Source organism: Agromyces capsici (assembly GCF_058349965.1).
The window spans coordinates 957,748-981,706 of the sequence record NZ_JBYRET010000002.1 but is presented as its reverse complement, the minus strand read 5'-3'; the positions used below and the strand labels follow the sequence as shown (position 1 = coordinate 981,706).

General features: G+C 70.9%; 23 protein-coding genes and 1 pseudogene. 20 read left to right on the top strand and 4 right to left on the bottom strand.

What is annotated here, in order from left to right; all coding sequences use genetic code 11:
- Window positions 1-3 precede the first annotated feature (3 nt).
- From murC to AC3RKB_RS18245, 13 genes and pseudogenes are all read left to right on the top strand, one after another.
- Window positions 4-1,438: pseudogene (gene murC, locus AC3RKB_RS18305) on the top strand (UDP-N-acetylmuramate--L-alanine ligase); the annotation flags it as partial.
- An 18-nt stretch (window positions 1,439-1,456) separates the two neighbouring features.
- Complete coding sequence (locus AC3RKB_RS18300; RefSeq protein ID WP_491437890.1) at window positions 1,457-2,476, top strand: cell division protein FtsQ/DivIB; 1,020 nt, start codon at window positions 1,457-1,459, stop codon at window positions 2,474-2,476.
- Window positions 2,477-2,618: 142 nt separating this feature from the next.
- Window positions 2,619-3,827 carry a cell division protein FtsZ gene (ftsZ, locus tag AC3RKB_RS18295; protein ID WP_491437751.1) on the top strand — a complete coding sequence of 403 codons (1,209 nt, stop codon included), beginning with the start codon at window positions 2,619-2,621 and terminating at the stop codon, window positions 3,825-3,827.
- Complete coding sequence (locus AC3RKB_RS18290) at window positions 3,787-4,530, top strand: YggS family pyridoxal phosphate-dependent enzyme (RefSeq protein WP_491437750.1); 744 nt, start codon at window positions 3,787-3,789, stop codon at window positions 4,528-4,530. The genes ftsZ and AC3RKB_RS18290 overlap by 41 nt, the downstream gene beginning before the upstream one ends.
- 34 nt (window positions 4,531-4,564) lie before the next feature.
- Window positions 4,565-5,041 carry a cell division protein SepF gene (locus AC3RKB_RS18285; RefSeq protein ID WP_491437748.1) on the top strand — a complete coding sequence of 159 codons (477 nt, stop codon included), beginning with the start codon at window positions 4,565-4,567 and terminating at the stop codon, window positions 5,039-5,041.
- 10 nt (window positions 5,042-5,051) lie between these two features.
- Complete coding sequence (locus AC3RKB_RS18280) at window positions 5,052-5,369, top strand: YggT family protein (RefSeq protein WP_465545081.1); 318 nt, start codon at window positions 5,052-5,054, stop codon at window positions 5,367-5,369.
- Between the two features lie 116 nt (window positions 5,370-5,485).
- Entirely contained in the window at window positions 5,486-6,166 is a 681-nt protein-coding gene (locus tag AC3RKB_RS18275) for a DivIVA domain-containing protein (RefSeq protein ID WP_491437747.1), read from the top strand.
- A complete protein-coding gene (gene lspA, locus AC3RKB_RS18270; RefSeq protein ID WP_491437746.1) occupies window positions 6,156-6,767 on the top strand; it encodes a signal peptidase II in 612 nt (203 codons plus the stop codon). The genes AC3RKB_RS18275 and lspA overlap by 11 nt, the downstream gene beginning before the upstream one ends.
- 1 nt (window position 6,768) lies before the next feature.
- Window positions 6,769-7,689, top strand: coding sequence for an RluA family pseudouridine synthase (locus tag AC3RKB_RS18265; protein WP_491437745.1), 921 nt, complete (start codon window positions 6,769-6,771; stop codon window positions 7,687-7,689).
- 114 nt (window positions 7,690-7,803) lie between these two features.
- Window positions 7,804-11,274, top strand: coding sequence for a DNA polymerase III subunit alpha (dnaE, locus tag AC3RKB_RS18260; RefSeq protein WP_491437888.1), 3,471 nt, complete (start codon window positions 7,804-7,806; stop codon window positions 11,272-11,274).
- Window positions 11,275-11,321: 47 nt separating this feature from the next.
- Entirely contained in the window at window positions 11,322-12,629 is a 1,308-nt protein-coding gene (gene hisD / locus AC3RKB_RS18255) for a histidinol dehydrogenase (protein WP_491437744.1), read from the top strand.
- Window positions 12,630-12,659: 30 nt separating this feature from the next.
- A complete protein-coding gene (nrdR, locus tag AC3RKB_RS18250) occupies window positions 12,660-13,133 on the top strand; it encodes a transcriptional regulator NrdR (RefSeq protein ID WP_204394001.1) in 474 nt (157 codons plus the stop codon).
- Between the two features lie 13 nt (window positions 13,134-13,146).
- Window positions 13,147-14,202 carry a quinone-dependent dihydroorotate dehydrogenase gene (locus AC3RKB_RS18245; protein ID WP_491437743.1) on the top strand — a complete coding sequence of 352 codons (1,056 nt, stop codon included), beginning with the start codon at window positions 13,147-13,149 and terminating at the stop codon, window positions 14,200-14,202.
- A 43-nt stretch (window positions 14,203-14,245) separates the two neighbouring features.
- Here the strand turns inward: AC3RKB_RS18245 and AC3RKB_RS18240 are convergent, their stop codons facing one another.
- Window positions 14,246-15,304, bottom strand: a complete 1,059-nt coding sequence (locus AC3RKB_RS18240) for an App1 family protein phosphatidate phosphatase (RefSeq protein WP_491437742.1) — start codon at window positions 15,302-15,304, stop codon at window positions 14,246-14,248.
- Window positions 15,305-15,409: 105 nt separating this feature from the next.
- Here AC3RKB_RS18240 and AC3RKB_RS18235 point away from each other — a divergent pair, with 105 nt between their 5' ends.
- The 5 genes from AC3RKB_RS18235 to AC3RKB_RS18215 all read left to right on the top strand — a co-directional run bounded on the left by AC3RKB_RS18235 (window position 15,410) and on the right by AC3RKB_RS18215 (window position 19,339).
- Window positions 15,410-16,069, top strand: a complete 660-nt coding sequence (locus AC3RKB_RS18235) for a TetR/AcrR family transcriptional regulator (RefSeq protein ID WP_491437741.1) — start codon at window positions 15,410-15,412, stop codon at window positions 16,067-16,069.
- Between the two features lie 111 nt (window positions 16,070-16,180).
- Window positions 16,181-16,993 (top strand): ABC transporter ATP-binding protein, encoded by an 813-nt coding sequence (locus AC3RKB_RS18230; RefSeq protein ID WP_491437740.1) that lies wholly within the window; start codon window positions 16,181-16,183, stop codon window positions 16,991-16,993.
- Entirely contained in the window at window positions 16,990-17,676 is a 687-nt protein-coding gene (locus AC3RKB_RS18225) for an ABC transporter permease (RefSeq protein WP_491437739.1), read from the top strand. The genes AC3RKB_RS18230 and AC3RKB_RS18225 overlap by 4 nt, the downstream gene beginning before the upstream one ends.
- Window positions 17,673-18,416, top strand: coding sequence for an ABC transporter permease (locus tag AC3RKB_RS18220; protein ID WP_491437738.1), 744 nt, complete (start codon window positions 17,673-17,675; stop codon window positions 18,414-18,416). The genes AC3RKB_RS18225 and AC3RKB_RS18220 overlap by 4 nt, the downstream gene beginning before the upstream one ends.
- On the top strand, window positions 18,413-19,339 hold the full coding sequence (locus AC3RKB_RS18215; protein ID WP_491437737.1) for an ABC transporter substrate-binding protein: 927 nt from the start codon (window positions 18,413-18,415) through the stop codon (window positions 19,337-19,339). The genes AC3RKB_RS18220 and AC3RKB_RS18215 overlap by 4 nt, the downstream gene beginning before the upstream one ends.
- Here the strand turns inward: AC3RKB_RS18215 and AC3RKB_RS18210 are convergent.
- The 3 genes from AC3RKB_RS18210 to AC3RKB_RS18200 are packed head-to-tail and all read right to left on the bottom strand — an operon-like array spanning window position 19,336 to window position 21,413.
- On the bottom strand, window positions 19,336-20,064 hold the full coding sequence (locus tag AC3RKB_RS18210) for a DedA family protein (protein ID WP_491437736.1): 729 nt from the start codon (window positions 20,062-20,064) through the stop codon (window positions 19,336-19,338). The two genes, AC3RKB_RS18215 and AC3RKB_RS18210, sit on opposite strands and share 4 nt — an antisense overlap.
- A 49-nt stretch (window positions 20,065-20,113) precedes the next feature.
- A complete protein-coding gene (locus AC3RKB_RS18205) occupies window positions 20,114-21,040 on the bottom strand; it encodes a M56 family metallopeptidase (protein WP_491437735.1) in 927 nt (308 codons plus the stop codon).
- A gap of 1 nt (window position 21,041) precedes the next feature.
- Entirely contained in the window at window positions 21,042-21,413 is a 372-nt protein-coding gene (locus AC3RKB_RS18200) for a BlaI/MecI/CopY family transcriptional regulator (protein ID WP_491437734.1), read from the bottom strand.
- A 112-nt stretch (window positions 21,414-21,525) separates the two neighbouring features.
- Here AC3RKB_RS18200 and AC3RKB_RS18195 point away from each other — a divergent pair, with 112 nt between their 5' ends.
- Both AC3RKB_RS18195 and cydB read left to right on the top strand, forming a co-directional pair.
- Complete coding sequence (locus tag AC3RKB_RS18195) at window positions 21,526-22,938, top strand: cytochrome ubiquinol oxidase subunit I (RefSeq protein ID WP_491437733.1); 1,413 nt, start codon at window positions 21,526-21,528, stop codon at window positions 22,936-22,938.
- Between the two features lie 12 nt (window positions 22,939-22,950).
- Complete coding sequence (gene cydB, locus AC3RKB_RS18190) at window positions 22,951-23,958, top strand: cytochrome d ubiquinol oxidase subunit II (protein WP_491437732.1); 1,008 nt, start codon at window positions 22,951-22,953, stop codon at window positions 23,956-23,958.
- Window position 23,959 lies beyond the last annotated feature (1 nt).

Below are 23,959 nucleotides of genomic sequence, written 5' to 3'. Positions count from 1 at the left end.
ACCGTGACGATCAAGCCCGACCTCTCCACTCCGATCCCCGCCGACCTCGGCGCCGTGCACTTCGTCGGCATCGGGGGATCGGGCATGAGCGGGATCGCGCGGCTCGCGCTCGGTGCAGGCCACCGGGTGACCGGCTCCGACGTGCGCGAGTCCGACAACGTCACGGCGCTCCGCGCGCTCGGCGCGACGATCGCGATCGGGCACGCCGCCGAGAACCTGCCCGACGACGTCGACACGGTCGTCGTGACCGGAGCGCTCTGGCAGGACAACCCGGAGTACCGGCTGGCGCTCTCCCGCGGCGTCCCGGTGCTGCACCGCTCGCAGGCGCTCGCCTCGGTGATCGCCGGCCGACGGCTCGTGTCCGTCGCCGGCGCGCACGGCAAGACGACGTCGACGGGCATGATCATCACCGGCCTGCTCGCGCTGGGGGAGGACCCGAGCTTCGTCAATGGCGGCGTCATCGAGGAGCTCGGCGTGAGTTCCGCGTCGGGTTCGGGCGAGCTGTTCGTGGTCGAGGCCGACGAGTCCGACGGCTCGTTCCTGCTGTACGACACCTCCGTCGCGCTCGTCACGAACGTCGACCCCGACCACCTCGACCACTATGGTTCGCTCGAGGCCTTCGAGCAGGCGTTCGTCGACTTCTCCGACCGCGCGCGCGAGCTCGTCGTGATCTCCTCCGACGACGCCGGCGCGACGCGCGTGCACGAGCGCCTCTCGCACCGGCGGGTCATGACGTTCGGCGAGGCGGCGGATGCCACGGTGCGGGTGCACTCCATCCGGACCGAGGGTCCCGTTGCGTTCTCGCTGTCGTACGAGGGCGGCGAGTACGCTGCGCAGCTGCGCATCCCCGGCCGCCACAACGCGATCAACGCCGCGGGCGCGTTCGCCGTGCTGGTCGGGCTCGGCTTCGACCCGCAGCGCTCGCTCGAGGGCATCGCGCGGTTCGCGGGCACCGGCCGCCGATTCGAGCTGCACGGCACGGTCGACGGGGTGAGCGTCTACGACGACTACGCGCACCACCCGACCGAGGTCGCCGCGGCGCTCTCCGCGGCGCGGACGGTCGTGGGCGACGGGCGCATCATCGCGGTGCACCAGCCGCACCTCTACAGCCGCACGCGGCTCTTCGCGAAGGAGTTCGCCGACGTGCTCGAGCAGTACGCCGACGAGACGGTCGTGCTCGACGTCTACGGTGCCCGCGAGGACCCCGAGCCCGGGGTCACCGGCGCGCTCGTGAGCGAGCGATTCGTCCACCCCGAGCACGTCGCGTTCATCGCCGACTGGCAGGACGCGGCCGACCACACCGCGCGCATCGCCCGGCCGGGCGACTTCGTCATCACCCTCGGCTGCGGCGACGTCTACCGCATCGTGCCGCAGATCCTCGGTTCCCTCGAGCGCGAGCGGCGCAGCTGAGCGGGGCGTCGTGAAGCGGCCGCAGGGATTCGATCGGGCGCGGTCCGTGCGGACGCGCGCGAACGCGTCCGCGGCCGTCCGCCCCGAGGCGGGCGCTGAGCGCGGCGTCCGGAGGGACCGCGTATCCGCGGTCGGCGATCCCGTCCGCTCGTCGGAGGGTCGCGACCTCACGCTGACCGAGCCGATCCGGCTCCCGGTGGGTGAGGGCGACCGGGCCGCCGAGGTGCGGCCGACAGGAGACGGCGACGCACGGCCGGCCTCCGCTGGGTCGGAGGGCCGCGGCGCGACGTCGCCGTCCGACGATCGTGCGGCACGCCGCGCGGTGGCCGCCGCGGAACGGGAACGGCGCCGGTACGAACGCCAGGAGGTGCGGCGCTTCACGAAGCGGAGCCGCATGCGGCGGATCGCGTGGATCACCGGCCTCGCCTCCGTCGTCGGGCTCGCCGTGCTCGCCGTCGTCGTCGCCTACTCGCCGCTCATGGCGCTGCGCGAGGTGCGCGTCGAGGGCACCGCGCGCATCCCCACCGCCGACGTCCGCGCCGCCTTCGAGGATCGCCTCGGGACGCCCCTGCCGCTCATCGCGTCCGACGAGGTCCAGGAGACGCTCTCCGGATTCCCGCTCATCGAGACGTACTCGACCGAGACCGTGCCGCCCGGCACGCTCGTCGTCCGGATCGTCGAGCGCACGCCCGTGGGCTGGATCGAGGGCTCGTCGGGGTTCACGGCGGTCGACGCGGCCGGCGTGGTGATCGAGCGCGCGGACCAGGCGTCGGAGGGCCTGCCGATGCTCGACGTGGAAGGCGGCCTGTCGGGCGATGCGTTCCCCTCGGTCGGCGCGGTGCTGCGCAGCCTGCCCGCCGACCTGCTCGCGCGCGTGACGACCGTCGTGGCGGACTCGCCCGACGATGTCCGGCTCCAGCTCGCGGAGGGCGCGACCGTGGTGTGGGGGAGCGCGGAGGACTCGGCCCTGAAGTCGACCGTGCTGGTGCGGCTCATGTCGGCCGCGCCGCCCGACTCGGTGGGTCGCTACGACGTCTCGGCGCCGCTCAGTCCTGTCACGCAGTGACGCGTCGGATCGCGACACGCGGAGGCGCCTTGCCGGATGCCCGGCCGCGGGCACCTACCTTCGATTCAGGAATTGCATACTCGGCAAATCTTTAACCTTCGACTAGAGGTTCAGGGTTCAGAGTTCGCAGAGAGGGCCGAACATGTCGACAAACCAGAACTACCTCGCCGTCATCAAGGTGGTCGGCATCGGCGGTGGCGGCGTCAACGCCGTGAACCGCATGATCGAGCTCGGCCTGCGCGGGGTCGAGTTCATCGCGATCAACACCGACGCGCAGGCGCTGCTCATGTCCGACGCCGACGTCAAGCTCGACGTCGGACGCGACCTCACGCGCGGCCTGGGAGCCGGCGCGGATCCCGAGGTCGGCCGGCGCGCGGCCGAGGACCACGCGGAGGAGATCGAGGAGGCGCTCGCGGGCGCCGACATGGTCTTCGTCACCGCGGGCGAGGGCGGCGGCACCGGAACGGGCGGCGCGCCGGTCGTCGCGCGCATCGCGAAGTCGATCGGCGCGCTCACGATCGGCGTCGTGACCAAGCCGTTCGGCTTCGAGGGCAAGCGCCGGCAGACCCAGGCCGAGCAGGGCGTCGCGCGCCTGAAGGAAGAGGTCGACACCCTCATCGTCGTGCCGAACGACCGCCTGCTCGAGATCAGCGACCGCGGCATCTCGATGCTCGAGGCGTTCGCGACGGCCGACCAGGTGCTCCTCGCCGGTGTGCAGGGCATCACCGACCTCATCACCACGCCGGGCCTGATCAACCTCGACTTCGCCGACGTCAAGTCGGTCATGCAGGGCGCCGGCTCGGCGCTCATGGGCATCGGGTCCTCGCGCGGCGCCGACCGGGCGATCAAGGCCGCCGAGCTGGCGGTCGCGAGCCCGCTGCTCGAGGCGTCCATCGACGGCGCCCACGGCGTGCTGCTCTCGATCCAGGGCGGATCGAACCTCGGCATCTTCGAGATCAACGACGCGGCCCGGCTCGTGCAGGAGGCGGTGCATCCCGAGGCGAACATCATCTTCGGTGCGGTCATCGACGACACCCTCGGCGACGAGGTCCGCGTGACCGTGATCGCCGCGGGCTTCGACGGCGGAGACCCCATGCCGAAGCCGGTCGAGGTGAAGAAGCCGTCGGTCGTCCCGGCGACCGTGGGCGCCGTCGCGGGCGGCGGGTCCGGGTTCGGGAGCGCGCTCGCGGGCGCGGACTCGGGCGAGGCTCTCGCCGAGATCGACATCGAGGAGCTCGTCGAAACGGCGAACTGGGGCGAGGCCACCAGCCGCACGGCCGACCAGATCGTCTCCGACCCCGCGTTCGGCGATGACTCGGACGACCTCGACATCCCCGACTTCCTCAAGTGAGTCCACGGAGCCGGTGCCGGGGGCGGACCGCGTGAGCGAGCTCGCCGCCCGGCTCGACGCCGTGCAGTCGGGCATCGCGGAGGCCGCCTCGGCGGCAGGCCGCGATGCCGACGGGATCACGACGATCGTGGTCACGAAGTTCCAGCCGGTCTCGCTCATCCGCGAGCTCGCCGCGCTCGGCGTCACCGACGTCGGCGAGAACCGTCACCAGGAGGCGCAAGCGAAGGCACGCGAGCTCGCCGACCTCGCGCTGACGTGGCACTTCGTCGGGCAGCTCCAGGGCAAGAAGGCACGGCAGGTCCGCGCCTACGCCTCGGTGATCCACTCGGTCGACCGTGCGTCGCTGGTCGACGCGCTGCGCTCCGACGAGGCCTCCGTCGACTGCTTCGTCCAGGTCAACCTCACGGACGACCCCGGCCGCGGCGGCGTCGCCCCCGGTGCGCTCGCTCCGCTCGTCGAGCACGTGCTCGGCACGCCGGGGCTTCGACTGCTCGGGCTCATGGCGGTCGCGCCGCTCGGCGAGCCCGCGAGGCCCGCGTTCGCGCGCGTCAGAGGCCTGTCCGAGCGCATCCGCGCACTGGCCCCCGACGCGACCGCGCTGTCCATGGGGATGTCGCACGACTATCGCGACGCGATCTTGGAGGGTGCGACACACCTTCGGATCGGCACGGCAATCACGGGTGATCGCCCGACCCCGGGCTAGCCTCGGAACCACGGAACCACTGACGGAGGCAGCGATGTCCAACCCGCTCAAGAAGACCATGGTCTACCTCGGACTCGCCGACGAGGAGCTCGAGGCCGACACGCCGCAGACGGCGGCTGCGCCGGCTCCGATCGTGCACCCCGCGCCCTCGCCGGCACCAAAGACCGGGGCCGCGGTGACACCGCTCAGGAAGCAGCACATCCAACCGACACCCCCGCAGGCGGAGATGAACGAGATCCTCACGGTGCACCCGCGCCAGTACCGAGACGCCCAGGTGATCGCCGAGTCCTTCCGCGAGGGCGTGCCGGTGATCATCAACCTCTCGCAGATGTCCGACGCCGACGCGCGCCGGCTCATCGACTTCGCGAGCGGGCTCTCGCAGGGCCTCTACGGCAAGATCGAGCGCGTGACGAGCAAGGTCTTCCTGCTCTCTCCCGCGCACGTCGTGGTCTCGGGGGAGGCCGGCGAGACGGAGGGCGACGTCGACGCGTCGTTCTTCACGCACGCGTAGACTCCCCGACGTGAGTGCCCTCGTCGTCGTCTGGAACCTCCTCTACACCCTGCTCCTCATCTACTTCTTCGTGATGTGGGCGAGGTTCGTGCTCGACCTCGTGCGCACGTTCAACCGCTCCTGGCGGCCCCGCGGATTCGTGCTCGTGCTCGTCGAGGGCGTGTACACGGTGACCGATCCGCTGGTGCGATTCTTCCGGCGGCTCGTGCCGCCGATCCGGCTCGGCCAGGTCGCGCTCGATCTCGGATGGAGCATCGCGATGCTCGTCGTGATCGTCGCGATGACCGTCGTGTCGTGGCTCGCCGCGGCCTCCGCGGCATCGGCGTGACCGGATGACGCGGAGGTGGCGCGCCGAGCATCTGCGCTCTCTGCCTCCGTGAGGTTCTCTTTGCTACCGTTAGCTGAACGTGATCGACAGTTCGACAGATTTGAGGGTGGGAAGCCATGGCGCTAACTCCGGAAGATGTGGTCAACAAGCGCTTCCAGGCGACGAAGTTCCGGGAAGGGTACGACCAGGACGAGGTCGACGACTTCCTCGATGAGGTGGTCGTCGAGCTGCGTCGGCTGAACCAGGAGAACGAGGAGCTGCGCCAGCGTCTCGCCGCTGCTGAGGCCCGTGCGGGCGAGGGCGGTGCCGCACCCGCGGCCGCCGCCGTGCCCGTGTACGCCGAACCGGCCGCCGCGCCGCCGACCGTCGCAGTGCCGACGCCCGCGCCGACGCCGCAGTCCGAGATCGACGAGCAGACGAGCACGACGAACCTGCTCCAGCTCGCCCGCCGGCTCCACGAGGAGCACGTGCGCGAGGGCGTCGAGAAGCGCGACGCGCTCATCGCCGAGGGCCACGCGACCGCGGCTCGCATCGTGGCCGAGGCCGAGGCGAAGCAGCGCGCGCAGATGGGCATCCTCGACCAGGAGCGGGTCGCGCTCGAGAAGCGCGTCGACGAGCTCCGCGTCTTCGAGCGCGAGTACCGCCAGAAGCTGAAGAGCTACATCGAGGGCCAGCTCCGCGAGCTCGACACCGCACAGCCGGTGCAGGTCTCCGGCGGCGCGGGCTTCTCGGCCCCGGTCGGTGCGCAGGGCGCGACGAGCGAGCCCGCCCCGACCTTCCAGGGCTTTGGCGGCTGAGCGCGCGGCCAGGGTCGGCACCACCGCGCTGCTCATCCTGGTCGGCGTCGCGATCACCGTCTACGGCGTCGACCAGCTGAGCAAGTACTTCGTCGTCACCACGCTCGCCGAGGGCGAGGTCGTCCCGGTGCTCGGCAACGTGCTGCAGTGGCAGTTCGTGCGGAACCCCGGGGCGGCCTTCTCGATCGCGAGCGGCATGACCTGGGTCTTCACGATCCTCGCGGCGGGCGTCATCACGTTCATCGTGTGGTTCGCCCGCCGCATCCGCTCGATCGCCTGGGCGCTGGTCTTCGGCCTCCTGCTCGGCGGCGTGCTCGGCAACCTGACCGACCGGCTCCTCCGTGAGCCGGGGTTCGGCATCGGGCACGTGATCGACTTCATCTCAACGCCGTGGATGCTCCCCGCGATCTACAACGTGGCCGACATCGCGATCGTCTCGAGCATGGTCCTGTTCATGATCCTGACGATCCGGGGCATCGGCCTCGACGGATCGCGGCCGGCGCGCGACGGCGACGATGCGACCGAGGCCGCGACGCCCGCCTCGGAGACCGGGCGCGAAGCGCGCGGCGGCGCACCCGCCGAGCTCGCACGCGAGTCCTGACGTGGAGCACCGCGCACTGCCCGTCCCCGACGGGCTCGAGGGGTCGCGGGTCGACGCCGGGCTCGCCAAGCTGCTCGGCTTCTCCCGGACGCAGGCCGCCGAGGTCGCGTCGGCCGGGGGCGTGCGGCTCGACGGCGCCGTGGTCGACAAGGCCGACCGCCTGCGCGCCGGCGCGTGGCTCGAGGTGAGCTGGGCTCCGCCGCGCACGCTCGAGGTCGAGGCCATCCCGGTGCCCGATCTGGGCATCGTCCACGACGACGACGAGATCGTGGTGGTCGACAAGCCGCCGGGCGTCGCGGCGCACCCGTCGCTCGGCTGGGAGGGCCCGACGGTGGTCGGGGCCCTCGCCGCGGCCGGCTACCGGATCTCCACGTCGGGTGCCCCCGAGCGGCAGGGCGTCGTGCACCGGCTCGACCAGGGCACGAGCGGTCTCATGGTCGTCGCGAAGTCCGAACGCGCCTACACCGACCTCAAGCGGAAGTTCCACGACCGCGAGGTCGAGAAGATCTACCACACGCTCGTGCAGGGCCACCCCGACCCGCTGGCCGGGACGATCGACGCGCCCGTCGGGCGCCATCCGCGCTCGGAGTGGAAGTTCGCGGTGACCTCCGACGGCAAGCACGCCGTCACGCACTACGAGACGATCGAGGCGTTCCCGTACGCGTCGCTGCTCGAAGTGCACCTCGAGACGGGTCGTACGCACCAGATCCGCGTGCACATGGCGGCGCAGCGGCATCCCTGCACGGGCGACGCGATGTACGGCGCCGATCCCGCGTTGAGCGCCCGACTCGGGCTCGCGCGCCAGTGGCTGCACGCGAAGGAGCTCTCGTTCGTGCATCCCGGCACGGGGGAGTGGACGACCTACGATTCGGACTACCCGGCCGACCTCCAGCACGCGCTCGACGTCCTGCGGGGCGACTGAGCGGCGGGCACCTCCGAGGTCGGCGGTCGCCCCTAGACTGATGATCCCGAAGCGCTGAGGAGTTCTGTGGCCGCCGATTCCTTCGTCCACCTGCACGTGCACTCCGAGTACTCGATGCTCGACGGGGCCGCCCGGGTCGGCGAGCTGATGAAGGCCGCCGCGGCCGAGGGCATGCCCGCGGTCGCGGTGACCGACCACGGCAACGTGTTCGGCGCGTACGACTTCTGGAAGCAGGCGACCGACGCCGGCGTGAAGCCCATCATCGGCACCGAGGCGTACCTCACGCCGGGCACGCACCGCAGCGACAAGACGCGGGTGCGCTGGGGCAACGGCGGCGGCGACGACGTGTCGGGCTCCGGCGCCTACACGCACATGACGCTGCTCTCCGAGACGACCGAGGGCATGCACAACCTCTTCCGGCTCTCGAGCCGGGCGTCGATCGAGGGGTACTACTTCAAGCCGCGCATGGACCGCGAGCTGCTGCAGACGTACGCGAAGGGCCTCATCGCCACCACCGGCTGCCCATCCGGCGAGGTGCAGACGCGGCTCCGGCTCGGCCAGTACGACGAGGCGGTGCAGGCCGCGGCCGACTTCCGCGACATCTTCGGCAAGGAGAACTTCTTCGCCGAGATCATGGACCACGGGCTCGGCATCGAGAAGCGCATCATGGACGACCTGCTGCGCCTCGCGAAGCAGCTCGACCTGCCGCTCGTCGCGACCAACGACCTGCACTACACGCACGCGCATGATGCGAAGAGCCACGCTGCCCTGCTCTGCGTGCAGTCCGGTTCGACCCTCGACGACCCCAACCGGTTCAAGTTCGACGCCGACGAGTTCTACCTCAAGTCCGCCGCCGAGATGCGGCACCTGTTCCGCGACCACCCCGAGGCGTGCGACAACACGCTGCTGATCGCCGAGCGCTGCGACGTGCAGTTCAACACGAGTGCGAACTACATGCCGCGCTATCCGGTGCCCGAGGGCGAGAGCGAGCAGAGCTGGTTCGTCAAGGAGGTCGAGCAGGGCCTCCACGAGCGCTACCCGGCCGGCATCCCCGACGAGGTCCGCCGACAGGCCGACTACGAGGTCGAGGTCATCAGCCAGATGGGCTTCCCGGGCTACTTCCTGGTCGTCGCCGACTTCATCAACTGGTCCAAGCGCAACGGCATCCGCGTCGGCCCGGGCCGCGGATCGGGCGCCGGCTCCATGGCGGCGTACGCGATGAAGATCACCGACCTCGACCCGCTGCAGCACGGGCTCATCTTCGAGCGGTTCCTGAACCCCGACCGCGTCTCGATGCCCGACTTCGACGTCGACTTCGACGAGCGTCGTCGCGGCGAGGTCATCCGGTACGTCACCGAGAAGTACGGCGATGAGCGCGTCGCGCAGATCGTCACGTACGGCACGATCAAGGCCAAGCAGGCCCTGAAGGACTCCAGCCGCGTGCTCGGCTTCCCGTTCGGCATGGGCGAGAAGCTGACCAAGGCGATGCCGCCGGCCGTCATGGGCAAGGACATCCCGCTCTCCGGGATCCTCGACAAGGACCACCCGCGGTACAAGGAGGCCGGCGACATCCGCGCCCTCATCGAGACCGACGGCGAGGCGAGGACGGTCTTCGAGACCGCGCTCGGGCTCGAGAACCTCAAGCGCCAGTGGGGCGTGCACGCGGCCGGCGTCATCATGTCGAGCGAGCCGCTCATCGACATCATCCCGATCATGAAGCGGGAGCAGGACGGCCAGATCGTCACGCAGTTCGACTACCCGGCGTGCGAGTCCCTCGGCCTGATCAAGATGGACTTCCTGGGCCTGCGGAACCTGACGATCATCGACGACGCGCTCGACAACATCGAGGCGAACCGGGGCTTCCGGCCGGTGCTCGAAGACCTCGCGCTCGACGACGCGGAGGCGTACCAGCTGCTCTCGCGCGGCGACACGCTCGGCGTCTTCCAGCTCGACGGCGGGCCGATGCGCTCGCTCCTCCGGCAGATGAAGCCCGACAACTTCGAGGACATCTCGGCCGTCATCGCGCTCTACCGCCCCGGCCCGATGGGCGCGAACTCGCACATCAACTACGCGCTGCGCAAGAACGGCCTGCAGCCGATCACGCCGATCCACCCCGAGCTCGAGGAGCCGCTCAAGGACATCCTCGACACCAGCTACGGCCTGATCATCTACCAGGAGCAGGTCATGGCGATCGCGCAGAAGGTCGCCGGGTTCAGCCTCGGCCAGGCCGACATCCTGCGCCGCGCGATGGGCAAGAAGAAGAAGTCCGAGCTCGACAAGCAGTACGAGGGCTTCTCGGGCGGCATGAAGGCCAACGGCTTCTCGGATGCCGCGGTGAAGACGCTGTGGGACATCCTGCTGCCATTCTCCGACTACGCGTTCAACAAGGCCCACTCCGCCGCCTACGGCGTGCTCAGCTACTGGACCGCCTACCTCAAGGCGCACTACCCGGCCGAGTACATGGCGGCACTGCTCACGTCGGTGGGCGACGCACGCGACAAGCTCGCGCTCTACCTCAACGAGTGCCGGCGCATGGGCATCAAGGTGCTCCCGCCCGACGTGAACGAGTCGATCGGGTTCTTCGCGGCCGTCGGCGACGACATCCGCTTCGGCCTCGGCGCGGTGCGCAACGTCGGCTTCAACGTCGTCGACGCGATCCGGGCCGCGCGCGACGCGAAGGGGCGCTTCGAGACCTTCCACGACTTCCTGAAGAAGGTGCCCACGCAGGTCGCCAACAAGCGCACCGTCGAATCGCTCGTCAAGGCCGGCGCGTTCGACTCGCTCGGGCACACGCGCCGCGCGCTCGTCGAGATCCACGAGGGCGCGGTCGAGGCCGCCGTCAAGGAGAAGCGGGCCGAGGAGAACGGCGACGTCGGGTTCGACTTCGACAGCCTCTTCGAGGAGCACGAGAAGGAGGCCGCACCCTCGCCCGTGCCCGACCGTCCGGAGTGGTCCAAGCGCGACAAGCTCGCGTTCGAGCGCGAGATGCTCGGGCTCTACGTCTCCGACCACCCGCTGGCCGGGCTCGAGGCGACGCTCGCCAAGCACGCGTCGACGACGATCACCGACCTCATGAGCTCGGATGCCACGCAGGACGGCGACGTCGCGACCATCGCCGGCCTCGTGACGAGCGTGCAGCACCGCGTGGCGCGGCAGTCCGGCAACCAGTACGGCATGATCCAGGTCGAGGACTTCTCGGGCGAGATCACCGTGATGTTCATGGGCAAGGCGTACCAGGAGTTCGCGCCCGCGCTGAAGGGCGACTCGATCGTGGTCGTCCGCGGCCGCGTCAGCATGCGCGACGACGGCATGAACCTGCACGCCTACAGTGTCTTCGAGCCCGAGGTGGGCCAGGGCGACGAGAACGGGCCCGTGGTCATCTCGCTGCCCGACGTGCGGGCGACCACCGACACGATCACCGCGCTCGGCGACGTGCTGATCCGGCACCGCGGCGACACCGAGGTGCGGCTGAAGCTCACCAAGGGGCGCACGGCTCGGGTGTTCGAACTCCCGTATCCGGTCGCCGTGAGCGCCGACTTCTACGGCGAGCTGAAGAGCCTGCTCGGCCCGAACTGCTTGACGTGACGCGCGCGGTGCGTGCGTCGCGATGGCCTCGATAGGCTGGTCCGACCATGCTTCGCACGATCGACCTCCGCGGTTCCCGTCCGTCCGCAACCGAGCTGCTCGCGCTCGTCCCGCGCGCCGCGACCGATGTCGCGGCCGCCCTCGAGCCGGCCCGCGCGCTCATCGACGACGTCCGCGAGCGCGGCGAGGCGGCGCTGCTCGATCAGGCCGAGCGGTTCGACCGGGTCCGGCCCGCCGCGGTGCGGGTGAGCGCCGAGGAGCTCGCCGAGGCCGGCGACGCGCTGCGGCCCGACGTGCGCCGTGCGATCGAGTCGACCATCGAGCGCGTGCGCGCGGCCAGTGCGGCGCAGGTTCCGGCGCCCGAACGCACCGTGCTCGCCACGGGCGCGATCGTCGAGCAGCGCTGGCAGCCCGTCGGCCGCGTCGGCCTCTACGTGCCAGGCGGCAAGGCGGTCTACCCGTCGAGCGTCGTGATGAACGTCGTGCCCGCGCAGGTCGCGGGCGTGCGCTCGATCGCGCTCGCCTCGCCGGCGCAGGCCGCGCACGGCGGCCGCATCCACCCGACGATCGCGGGGGCGGCGGCGCTGCTCGGCATCGACGAGGTCTACGCGATGGGCGGGGCGGGCGCGATCGGCGCGTTCGCGTACGGCGTGCCGGGCATCGGGCTCGAGCCGGTCCAGCGCGTGACGGGGCCGGGCAACGTGTTCGTCGCGGCCGCGAAGCGCGTCGTGCAGGGCGTCACGGGCATCGACGCCGAGGCCGGGCCGACCGACATCCTCGTGATCGCCGACGAGGCGGCCGACGCCGACTTCGTGGCATCCGACCTGGTCAGCCAGGCCGAGCACGACGAGCTCGCCGCCGCCGTGCTCGTCACCGACTCGGCCGAGTTCGCCGAGCGCGTGCTGGAGCGGCTCGCGGTGCGCGCCACCGAGACGCGCCACTCCGAGCGGGTCCGCACCGCCCTCGAGGGTCCGCAGTCGGCCGTCGTGCTCGTCGACGACCTCGAGCAGGCCGCCGACTTCGCCAACGCGTTCGGCGCCGAGCACCTCGAGATCCAGGTGCGCGACGCCGACGCGACACTGGCGCGCATCGAGAACGCCGGCGCGATCTTCATCGGCCCGTACTCGCCCGTGAGCCTCGGCGACTACGCTGCCGGCTCCAACCACGTGCTCCCGACGGGCGGCCAGTCGCGGCACGCGGCGGGGCTCTCGGCGGCGACGTTCCTCCGCCCGCAGCAGGTCGTGCGGTACGACGAGGCGGCGCTGCGCGAGGTCGCGCCCGTGATCGCGACGCTCTCGGCCGAGGAGGACCTCCCCGCGCACGGCGAGGCCGTGACCGCGCGGTTCGGCGAGTGACGCCGCACCCGCCGGTACGCTGAGAGCACCATGTACTGCCCCTTCTGCCGTCACCCCGATTCGCGCGTCATCGACTCCCGCACGAGCGACGACGGGCTGTCGATCCGCCGTCGGCGCCAGTGCCCGGAGTGCGGGCGCCGGTTCTCGACCACCGAGACGGCGAGCCTGGCGGTGATCAAGCGGTCGGGCGTCATCGAGCCGTTCAGCCGCGAGAAGGTCGTGCTCGGCGTCAAGAAGGCGTGCCAGGGGCGCCCGGTCACCGACTCCGACCTCGCCGTGCTCGCGCAGAAGGTCGAGGAGACGATCCGTTCGACGGGCGCGTCGCAGATCGAGGCGAACGACATCGGCCTGGCGATCCTGCCGCCGCTCCGCGAGCTCGACGAGGTCGCCTACCTGCGCTTCGCGAGCGTCTACCAGGCGTTCGAGTCGCTCGACGACTTCGAGGCCGCGATCGAGGCGCTCCGCGAGGAGCACGGGCGCCTGCCGGCGCGCCCCGTCGAGTAGCCTGATCGACGGCATGTATCGACTCCTCTTCTCCCTGGTCTTCTCCCGCATGGAGCCGGAGCGCGCGCACCACTTCGCGTTCGGCTTCATCCGCGCCCTGCCCACCCTCGGGCTCGGCCGCCTCGTCGAGCGCACGACCGCACCGTCGCCCGAACTCGCGGTCGAGGCGCTCGGCCTGCGCTTCCCGTCGCCGTTCGGCCTCGCCGCCGGGTTCGACAAGGACGCCCTCGCGGTCGTCGGGCTCGGCAACCTCGGCTTCGGCCACGTCGAGGTCGGCACGATCACGGCGCTGCCGCAGCCGGGCAACGAGCGGCCCCGCCTGTTCCGGCTCGTCGCCGACCGCGCGCTCGTCAATCGCATGGGCTTCAACAACGGCGGGGCGGATGCCGCGGCCGGCCGCATCTCGCGGCTGTCTCGTCGCACGCACCGTCCGGTCCTCGGCGTGAACATCGGCAAGAGCCGGGTCACGCCCGTCGAGCAGGCCACCGACGACTACGTGCGGAGTGCGAAGGTGCTCGCACCGCACGCCGACTACCTCGTGGTCAACGTCAGCTCGCCGAACACGCCGGGGCTTCGCGGCCTGCAGGAGCTCGATGCGCTCGCGCCGTTGCTCGAGGCAGTGCGGCAGGCCGCCGGATCGACGCCGCTGCTCGTGAAGATCGCCCCCGACCTCGAGGACGCCGAGGTCGTGCGGATCTGCGAGCTCGTGACCCGGCTCGGCCTCGACGGCATCATCGCGACCAACACGACGATCTCGCGCGCGGGCCTCGTGACGTCGTCGGCGGAGGTCGAGGCGATCGGTGCGGGCGGGCTCTCCGGTGCACCGCTCGCCGCGCGGTCGCTCGCCGTGCTTCGGCTCATCCGCGAGCACGTGCCGGCCTCGCTGTGCGTGATCTCGGTCGGCGGCGTCGAGACGGCCGACGACGTCCAGGAGCGGCTCGACTCCGGCGCCACCCTCGTGCAGGGCTACACCGCGTTCGTCTACCGCGGGCCGCTGTGGGCGAGGCAGGTCAACCGGGGGCTCGACCGCATCCGGCGCGGGCGGCTCGCCGCGGCATCCGTCGCCTGAGGACCAGTTCCGCCCGCCGAGGCGGGCGACAGGTCGTCATGCGTCAGAGCATGCCGACGTCGCCGAGCCGGTCGGCCAGCGTCGCCCCGTCGCTCGCCGACACCCACGGGACGTCGGCGCCGTGCTGCTCGGCCTTGGCGCGGCCGCCGGCGAGGACCGCCTCGCCGACGGAGAGCTCGCGGATGGCGATCGCGGCGACCTGGCCGGGATGCTGCTTCGCGAAGTCGGCGTAGAGCTCCTCATCGTGCTGCCCGTCGTCGCCGATGAGCAACCAGCGCATGTGCGGGAACTCCTCGGCCAGCCGGTGGAGGTTCTCGGTCTTGTGCGCCCTGCCGCTGCGGAACCAGCGGTCGTGCGTGGGACCCCAGTCGGTGAGTAGGATGGGGCCCGCGGGGTAGAGGTTGCGCGAGAGGAACCGCGTGAGGGTCGGCGCCACGTTCCACGCGCCGGTCGAGAGGTAGATGACGGGCGAGCCGGGGTGCGCCCGCACGAGCCGCTCGTAGAGGACGGCCATGCCCGGAGTGGGGCTGCGTGCGTGCTCGTCGAGCACGAAGGTGTTCCAGAACGCGACGAACGGGCGGGGGAGCGCCGTGACCATCACGGTGTCGTCGATGTCGGAGACGATGCCGAAGTCGACGTCGGGGCCGACCACCCAGACGGGCGCCTCGACGTCCTCCGAGCCCTCCACGCGCAGCACGGCCCGGTTCCAGCCGGACTCGAGGCGAACGGGGATCTTCGTGTCGACGACGCCGCCGCGATCGGCGAGCACCTCGATGCGTTCGCCGCCGACCTCGATCACCACGGGAACGTCGCCCACCGGCACGCTCGTGAAGCTGCGCCATCCGCGGATGCCCTGCTCACGGCGACGGCGACGCCGCTTGGAGGTGTCGTCGGCGCGGACGGGCTTGGACAGCAGCACGCGGCAGAACACGCGGACCCACTCCGTCGAGCCGTAGCCGGTGTAGGGCACGACGGTCGGAACATGACCGCGGCGGCGGGCCCAGCGTTCGCGCACATCGTGGATCCAGTCCTCGACACGCGCGGCACCGTGCCGGACCGGCCGTTGCCGGGGACCGGCCGGGATGGGGGAACTCACCGGCATCCACTCAGTCTGTCATGCACCCCCGCCGGGATGCGAAACCCCGCCGTCATGGTCGGCACCGTTCCGAGGCCCGGGTAGAGTGGACCGGCAAGTGAGGAGATTTCCGTGCCAAACATCGACCTGATCCTCGGGACCGATCACGGACGGAGGCGCTCGGTACGCACCGAGCCGACGCAGCGTCGCAGCACCCAGCGGCTCGACGCCCTGCTGGATGCCGCCGCCGAGATCGTCGACGAGCTCGGATTCGAGCGGCTGACGACCCAGATGGTCGCCGAGCGCGCCGGAGCCTCGATCGGCACGGTCTACCGCTACTTCCCCGATCGTGTCGCGGTGCTGCACGCGCTCCGCGAGCGGAGCGTGCGCCGGTATCGCGAGCGTCTCGCCGAGACCATGGAGCGCGCCGAGCTCGCCCAGTGGTGGGACGTCGTCGGCCACGCCCTCGACGTGTGCGCCGACCTCTACCGCGAGGAGCCGGGGTTCAGCGTGATCCACGCGGCGCCGCGCGAGGCGTCCGAGCACGACGGCGAGCCCGAGCTCGCGCACCGCGTGGCCCGCCTCATGGAGCACGAGTTCGGCATCGCCGACGAGCAGGAGGTCCGCTTCCGACTCGGCGTGTCGCTCGAGATCGGCGGGGCGCTCATCCACCGTGCGTTCGAGCGCGATCCCGCGGGCGACCAGCGCTACCTCGACGAGGCGCGCCGCGTCGTGCGCGAGTACCTCGACGAGCATCTCGCGGCCCGCGCATCCGCCACGTCGGCCGCCTGAGAACCTGCCGGGCGCGCGGCGAACCGCCGCGCCATCCGTTGCCCCCGGCGCCCCCGAGGTGTTTGGCTTGACCGTGCGCCGCACGGCGTCCCGCACCGGGGGAGAGGCAGCATGATCGAGTTCCGCGGCGTCACCAAGGAGTTCCCCGACGGCACGGTCGCCGTGCACGACGTCGACATCGTGATCCCGCCGCACAAGACCACGGTCTTCGTGGGGTCGTCGGGTTCGGGCAAGACGACGCTGCTGCGGATGATCAACCGCATGGTCGACCCGACCGCGGGCCAGGTGCTCATCGACGGCACGGATGTCGCGACGCGCGATCCCGTGAAGCTGCGGCGCGGCATCGGCTACGTGATGCAGAACTCGGGCCTGCTCCCGCACCGCAAGGTGATCGACAACGTCGCGACCGTGCCGATGCTGCGCGGCGAGCCCAAGCGCGAGGCGCGCCGCCGCGCCCTCGAGCTGCTCGACACCGTCGGGCTCGACCGTTCGCTCGCCGACCGGTATCCGAGCCAGCTCTCCGGGGGCCAGCAGCAGCGCGTCGGCGTGGCGCGCGGACTCGCGGTCGACCCGAACATCCTGCTGATGGACGAGCCGTTCGGCGCGGTCGATCCCATCGTGCGCGCCGAGCTGCAGCAGGAACTGCTGCGGCTGCAGGGGGAGCTCGGCAAGACCGTGGTGTTCGTCACCCACGACATCGACGAGGCCTTCCTGCTCGGCGACCAGGTCGTGATCATGCAGCAGGGCGGCAAGATCTCGCAGGCGGCCTCGCCCGCCGAGATCCTGGCCCACCCGGCCGACGAGTTCGTCGCGGACTTCGTCGGCGCCGATCGCGGCAAGCGCGCGCTCCACCTCGCCGAGGTGGACGGGCGGAGCATCGTGGTCGACGGCGACGGCCGGCCTGCGGGGGTCCTGGTCTCGTGAACTGGCTCTGGTCGAACCTCGACCGGGTCGGCGAGCTCGTGCTCGTGCACCTCGCACTGTCGGTGCCCGCGATCATACTGAGTTTCGTGGTGTCGGTCCCGATCGGATGGCTCGCTCACCGTTACCGGTGGTCGCGCGGCGTGCTGCTCTCCCTCTGCGCGCTGCTCTACGCCGTCCCGTCGCTCGCCCTGTTCATCGCGCTGCCCGCGATCACCGGGCTCAGCCTGAGGTCGCCGCTGAACCTCGTGATCGCGCTCACCCTCTACGGCATCGCGGTGATCGTGCGCACGGCCGCCGACGCGTTCGACGCGGTGGAGCGCGACGTGCTGCAGTCGGCGACCGCGGTGGGCTACTCCGAGGCCGGCCGCTTCTGGGGCGTCGAGCTGCCGCTCGCCGGCCCGGTGCTGCTGTCCGGCCTGCGGGTCGTCATCGTCAGCACCGTGAGCCTCGCCACGGTGGGCGCGGTGATCGGCGTGCAGAGCCTCGGCAGCCTCTTCACCGACGGGTTCCAGCGCGGCATCCAGGTCGAGATCGTGACAGGCATCGTGGCGACCATCGCGCTCGCGCTCCTCCTCGACTGGCTGGCGGTGCTCGCCGGACGCCTGCTCATGCCGTGGACCAGGGTGCGCGCGTCGCGCGTCGGGTCGGCGCGGCGCGCCCCGGCTCCGGCGGAGGCATCGTGAACCTCCTCGCCGACGCGCTCGCCTGGCTCACCGATCCCGCGAACTGGAGCGGGGTGGGCAGCATCCCCCAGCGGCTGCTCGAGCACCTCTGGATCTCGGCGGTCGTGCTCGCCATCTCGGCGCTGGTCGCGCTGCCGCTCGGCGGGCTCGTCGGGCACACCGGTCGCGGCCGGGAACCCGCGGTCATGGTCTCCGGCGGGCTCCGCGCCCTCCCCACCCTCGGCGTGCTCACGCTGTTCGCGCTCTGGCTCGGCATCGGGCTCCAGGCCCCGATCATCGCCCTCGTGATCCTCGCGATCCCGCCGCTGCTCGCCGGGGCGTACGCCGGGTTCGAGTCCGTCGATCGCCGCACCATCGACGCCGCACGGGCGATGGGCATGCGCGAGACCCAGATCGTGGGCAAGGTTGAGCTGCCGCTCAGCATGCCGATCGTCGTCGGCGGCATCCGCTCGGCGACGCTGCAGATCATCGCGACCGCGACCCTCGCCGCCTATGTCGCCGACTTCGGCCTCGGCCGGTTCATCTTCGCCGGCCTCAAGACCCGCGACTACGGCGAGATGCTCGGCGGATCGATCCTCGTCATCGTCCTCGCGCTCGTCGTCGACGGAGCCTTCGCACTCACCCAGCGCCTCGTCGTGCCCGCCGGCGTGCGGGCCGCGCGCACCGCAGAGCCTCGCCCGGAGCCGACCCGGTCCCGGGCGATCGTGGGGCAACCCATCACCGAAGGGAATCAGGAATGACCACAGCAGGAAAAGGCCGGCTCGTTGCACTGGCAGCGGTCGCGGTCGGGGCGACAGTGGCCCTGGCAGGGTGCGCGTCGGGTGATCCGCTCGACAGCGGATCGGATGGCGGCGACGGCGCGTCCGAGACGATCGTCGTCGGCTCGCAGGACTACTACTCGAACGAGATCATCGCCGAGCTCTACGCGCAGGCCCTCGAGGCGAACGGCTTCACGGTCGACCGGCAGTTCCGGATCGGCCAGCGCGAGGTGTACATCCCCGAGATCGAGAGCGGCGCGATCGACGTCTTCCCCGAGTACACGGGCAATCTTCTCCAGTACTACGTGCCCGACACGACCGCGACGACGAGCGACGACGTCTACGCCGAGCTCGAGGGCGCGCTGCCCGACGGGCTGCGTGTGCTCGACCAGTCGCCCGCGACCGACCAGGACTCGTACAACGTGACCAAGGCGTTCTCCGAGGAGAACGGCGTCACGAGCCTCGCCGACCTCGCGGACGTCACGACGCCGATCACGCTCGGCGGCAACTCCGAGCTGGCGACGCGCCCCTACGGGCCGGAGGGCCTGAAGTCCGTCTACGGCGTCGACGTCGCGTTCACTCCGATCGAGGACAGCGGCGGACCGCTGACGCTGAAGGCGCTCGTCGACGACCAGGTGCAGATGGTGAACATCTACAGCGCCGACCCGAACATCGCCGCGAACGACCTCGTCACGCTCGAAGACCCTGAAGGGCTCTTCCTCGCCTCGAACGTTGTCCCGGTCGTGAGCGAGAAGGTCACCGACGAGATGGCCGAGGTCATCAACACGGTGAGCGCGGCGCTCTCCGCGGCCGACCTCGTCGAGCTCAACTCGCTGAGCGTCAACGACCAGGAGTCCGCCGATCAGATCGCCGCGGACTGGCTCGCCGAGCAGGACCTGTTCTAGCCCGACGCGTCCCGTTCGGAGGGGTCGGTCGCTTCGGCGGCCGGCCCCTCGTGCGTCGTCGTGCGGCCGCGGTGCGGGCGCGCCGAGTCCTCGGCCATGTGCCGCGCCTCGAGCTTGAAGAGCACCTTCTTGCCGGCCCACACGAGCAGGAGGAAGACCACGATGGCGCCGACGAAGAGGTAGCCGGCCCAGTGCAGTTCATCGCTCAGCTCGCGGTAGCCGCCGGCCGCCGCGGAGCCCACGCTCACGTAGCCGAACGACCAGATCACGCATGCGGGCGCGGTCCAGGCGAGGAACCGGCGATAGCTCATGTCGCTCATCCCGACCGTCAGCGGCACGAGCGAATGCAGCACCGGCAGGAATCGGGAGATGAACACCGCCGGGCCGCCGCGGCGTGCGAGGTAGCGCTGCGCGCGATGCCAGTTGTGCTCGCCGATGCGCCGGCCGAGGCGCGAGTGCTGGATGTGCGGCCCGAACCAGCGGCCGAGTGCGAAGCCGATGCTCTCGCCGATCAGCGCACCGACGATCACGGCGAGGGCGAGCGCGAAGTACTCGACGGTGCCGTCGACCGCCGTGGCGGCGACGAGGACGATGGTGTCGCCGGGGACGATCAGGCCGACGAGCACCGAGGTCTCCAGCATGATGCCGAGTGCGGCGAGGAGCGTGCGCAGCACCGGGTCGACCGCGGCCACGGTCTCGAGGATGCCGTCGAGCAGCTCGTTCACGGTTCGAGCCTAGGGTGTCCGCCTTCGCGCCCGCCGTGCGCGCCCTGCCTCAGTATGCGATCGCGGCGAGCACCCCGACGGGGACCGCGACGATCCCCGCGGTCGCGGCCCAGCACGCGGCGCGCGCTCCCGGGTCGAGCGGATGGCGCGGCGCCTCGAGGCGTTCGAGGCGCTGTTCGAGCATGCCCGCGTCGGGGTTCACGCCCCCGGTGTCGGCGTACGGTCCGGGTTCGCCGGAGGCGCCGACGCGCACCAGCGCGTCCCGGAGCGGGTCGGCGCCGACCTCGGTGCGCGCCCGGTCGTCGGCGAGCATCTCGGTGAGCAGCGCCACCGCTCGTTCGGCGCGGTTCGCGATGGGGAACCACGGGAGTGCGCCGTGCCAGGCGCGGAACGCCAGGAGCACGAGGTGATGGAGCTGGTCGAGGTGCGCGCGTTCGTGCGCGATGACGGCGCGGAGTTCGTCGGCGTCGAGCAGGTCGACGAGTCCTGCCGTGATGACCGTGGCGGTGCGGATTCCCGGGACGCAGTAGGCGAGGGGGATCGGGTGGGACAGCACCCGCGCGCCCGACGACTCGTCGGCGGGATCGGCGAGCAGGTCGACCATGCGATGCAGGCGACGGCGGGCGCGCTCGGCTCGCACCGCGGTGGTGGCGACGTTGAGCGCGAGGTGCACGGCGAGCCCGACGGCGAGCGTGAGGGCGGCGATGTGCACGATGCCGAAGGGCGGGGGGATCGGACCGGTGAAGAGCGCCGGCAACAGGAGCTGGACGGCGGCCGTGAGGGAACCGGCCGGTGAGGCGCCGAAGGCGAGCAGCGAGCCGATCATCGCGAGCGCGCCCCCGAGCGCGATGCCCTGCCAGAGCGCCAGCGCCGCCGCCGGCGAGCGGCTGGGCCATCGGGCGGTGGAGAGCGCCATCGGCACGGGCCACGCGAGCGCGAGCGCGAGCACGCCGAGCAGCACGGCGGCGGCGATCACGTCAGTGTCGCACGAGCTCGTCGAGCAGTTTGCGCAGCGTGTTCGCCTCGCCGGCGCTGACCGTGCCGACGAACCGGGCGAGTGCGGCGTCGCGATCGGACGACGACGAGAGCACCTCGTGCATGAGCTCGGCCGTGTGCTCGGCACGCGTCAGGAGCGCGTGGTAGCGGTGCGGGCGGGTCTCGCGGGCTCGGGCGACGAATCCCTTGCGCTCGAGGCGGGAGAGCACCGTCAGCACGGTGGTGGTCGCGGGGCCCCGCGACGGTGCGCCGGACTCGGCCAGGCGGTCGCGGATCTCGTTCGCGGTGAGCGGCGCGTCGCTCATCCAGAGCTGCTCCATGATCGAGCGCTCCAGCTCTCCGAGACCTGCCATATCTCGAGGATAGCGCGCAAGGGCCCAATGGTTCTACATGGCGTAGAAAAAGTGCTCTACGCTGTGTAGAAGTATCGCGTCGCCAGTTCACTCCCATGAAAGGGGCCCTCCAGTGAACGACCTCCTCGATCCGCTCCTGCTCGCGCGGTGGCAGTTCGGCCTGACCACGGTCTACCACTTCCTCTTCGTCCCCATCACGATCGGCCTGGCGACCACCACGGCCGTCTTCCAGACCGCGTGGGTGCGGACGGGCAAGGTCGAGTACCTGCGGATCACCCGGTTCTTCGGCACGATCTTCCTCATCAACTTCGCCATGGGCGTCGTCACGGGCATCGTGCAGGAGTTCCAGTTCGGCATGAACTGGTCGGAGTACTCGCGCTTCGTCGGCGACGTGTTCGGCGCTCCGCTCGCACTCGAGGGCCTCCTGGCGTTCTTCCTCGAGGCGACCTTCATCGGACTGTGGATCTTCGGCTGGAACCGCCTGCCGCAGAAGGTGCACCTCGCCACGATCTGGGCGACGGCGATCGGCACCATCCTCTCGGCGTACTTCATCATCGCGGCGAACGCGTTCATGCAGAACCCGGTCGGCTACGAGATGAACGCCGAGCGGGGCCGCGCCGAGCTCGTCGACATCTGGGCGCTCCTGACCAACCCCGTTGCCCTCGCGGCGTTCCCGCACACGATCGCCGCGTCGTTCATGGTGAGCTCCGGGCTGATCATCAGCGCCGCCGCCTGGCACCTCGCACGCAACCAGCACCTCGACACCATGCGCCCGGCCCTGAAGTTCGGGCTCTGGACGATGGTCGGCGCCGGCGCCCTCACGACGTTCTTCGGCGACCAGCTGAGCCTCGCGATGGTCGCGACGCAGCCCATGAAGATGGCGGCGGCCGAGGCCACGTACGACACCGTCTGCGGTGCGGATGCCTCGTTCTCGCTGTTCACGCTCGGCACGCCCGACGGCAGCACCGAGCTGTTCTCCATCCGAGTGCCCTACCTGCTCTCGCTGCTCTCGACCCACACGCTCGACGGGTGCGTCGAGGGCATCAACGACCTCCAGGCGCTGTACACCGACCTGTACGGGCCCGGCGACTACGCCCCGATCATCTGGGTGACCTACTGGTCGTTCCGCTGGATGATCGGGCTCGGGCTGCTCCACGTGCTCATCGCGGTCGTCGGCCTCTGGCTCACCCGCAAGGGCCGCATGCCCCGGCAGCGCTGGGTGTGGGCGATCGCCATCTGGAGCTTCCCGCTCTCGCTCGGCGCGATGATCGTCGGCTGGATCTTCACCGAGATGGGCCGCCAGCCCTGGATCGTGTTCAGCCTGCTGCCCACCGAGTCGGCCGTGTCGCCGAACGTCACCGGGCTCGACGTGCTCATCTCGCTCGTGGTGTTCACCCTCGTCTACGGCGCGCTCGCGGTCGTCGAGGTCAAGCTCATCCTCCGTGCCATCCGGAAGGGCCCGCCCGAGATCGCCCCGCCCGACCCGGAGACGGGCAAGGTCGAACACGCCGCAACGGTCTACTAGGAGGACAACGACATGGATCTCGCAGTGCTCTGGTTCTGGATCGTCGCCTTCCTCTTCGTCGGCTACTTCGTGCTCGACGGGTTCGACTTCGGCGTCGGGATGTCGCTGCCCTTCCTCGCGAAGGACGACACCGACCGTCGCGTGCTGATCAACACCATCGGCCCGGTCTGGGACCTCAACGAGACCTGGGTGATCGTCGCGGGCGCCTCCCTGTTCGCGGCGTTCCCCGAGTGGTACGCCACGCTGTTCTCGGGCTTCTACCTCGCCCTGCTGCTCATCCTCGTCGCGCTCATCGCGCGCGGCGTCTCGTTCGAGTACCGCCACCAGCGGCCCGAAGCCGAGTGGAAGCGGCGCTTCGACTGGATGATCATCATCGGCTCGGCCGTGCCTTCGCTGCTCTGGGGCGTCGCGTTCGCGAACATCGTGCAGGGCGTGCCGCTCGACGCGGACCACAACTACACCGGCACGCTGTTCGACCTGCTGAACCCGTACGCGCTGCTCGGCGGGCTGACGACCCTGCTGCTGTTCTTCACGCACGGCGTCGTGTTCGCCGCGCTGAAGACCGACGGCGAGATCCGCGAGCGCGCCCGGAAGCTCGCGGCGCGTGCGGGCGTCATCACGATCGTGGTCGCGGCGTCGTTCCTCGTGTGGACGGGGTTCGCGCACGGCACGGCGTGGTTCTGGGGGCTCGCCGCGGTCGCGGCGCTCGCGCTCATCGGCGGGTGGCTCGCCAACGGTCGCGGCGCCGAGCGGACCGCGTTCGCGCTCATGGCCGTCACGATCGGCGCAGCGGTGTTCGCGCTGTTCGCGGCGCTCTTCCCCGACGTCATGCCCGCCTCGAACGACCCGGCCAACAGCCTGACCATCGCGAACGCGTCGAGCACGCCCTACACCCTCACGGTCATGAGCTGGACGGCGCTGATCTTCCTGCCGCTGATCCTCGCCTACCAGGGCTGGACGTACTGGGTGTTCCGCAAGCGGGTCACGCGGCAGACGATCGACGCCGCCGCCGTGCACTGAC

Coding starts and splice junctions, on each gene's coding strand:
- AC3RKB_RS18200 (WP_491437734.1), bottom strand. CDS start 21,413: ATGGCAGGTCTCGGAGAGCTGGAGCGCTCGATCATGGAGCAGCTCTGG.
- AC3RKB_RS18290 (WP_491437750.1), top strand. CDS start 3,787: ATGACTCGGACGACCTCGACATCCCCGACTTCCTCAAGTGAGTCCACG.
- hisD (WP_491437744.1), top strand. CDS start 11,322: ATGCTTCGCACGATCGACCTCCGCGGTTCCCGTCCGTCCGCAACCGAG.
- AC3RKB_RS18215 (WP_491437737.1), top strand. CDS start 18,413: ATGACCACAGCAGGAAAAGGCCGGCTCGTTGCACTGGCAGCGGTCGCG.
- AC3RKB_RS18230 (WP_491437740.1), top strand. CDS start 16,181: ATGATCGAGTTCCGCGGCGTCACCAAGGAGTTCCCCGACGGCACGGTC.
- AC3RKB_RS18240 (WP_491437742.1), bottom strand. CDS start 15,304: ATGCCGGTGAGTTCCCCCATCCCGGCCGGTCCCCGGCAACGGCCGGTC.
- AC3RKB_RS18245 (WP_491437743.1), top strand. CDS start 13,147: ATGTATCGACTCCTCTTCTCCCTGGTCTTCTCCCGCATGGAGCCGGAG.
- nrdR (WP_204394001.1), top strand. CDS start 12,660: ATGTACTGCCCCTTCTGCCGTCACCCCGATTCGCGCGTCATCGACTCC.
- AC3RKB_RS18275 (WP_491437747.1), top strand. CDS start 5,486: ATGGCGCTAACTCCGGAAGATGTGGTCAACAAGCGCTTCCAGGCGACG.
- dnaE (WP_491437888.1), top strand. CDS start 7,804: ATGCTCGACGGGGCCGCCCGGGTCGGCGAGCTGATGAAGGCCGCCGCG.
- ftsZ (WP_491437751.1), top strand. CDS start 2,619: ATGTCGACAAACCAGAACTACCTCGCCGTCATCAAGGTGGTCGGCATC.
- cydB (WP_491437732.1), top strand. CDS start 22,951: ATGGATCTCGCAGTGCTCTGGTTCTGGATCGTCGCCTTCCTCTTCGTC.
- AC3RKB_RS18285 (WP_491437748.1), top strand. CDS start 4,565: ATGTCCAACCCGCTCAAGAAGACCATGGTCTACCTCGGACTCGCCGAC.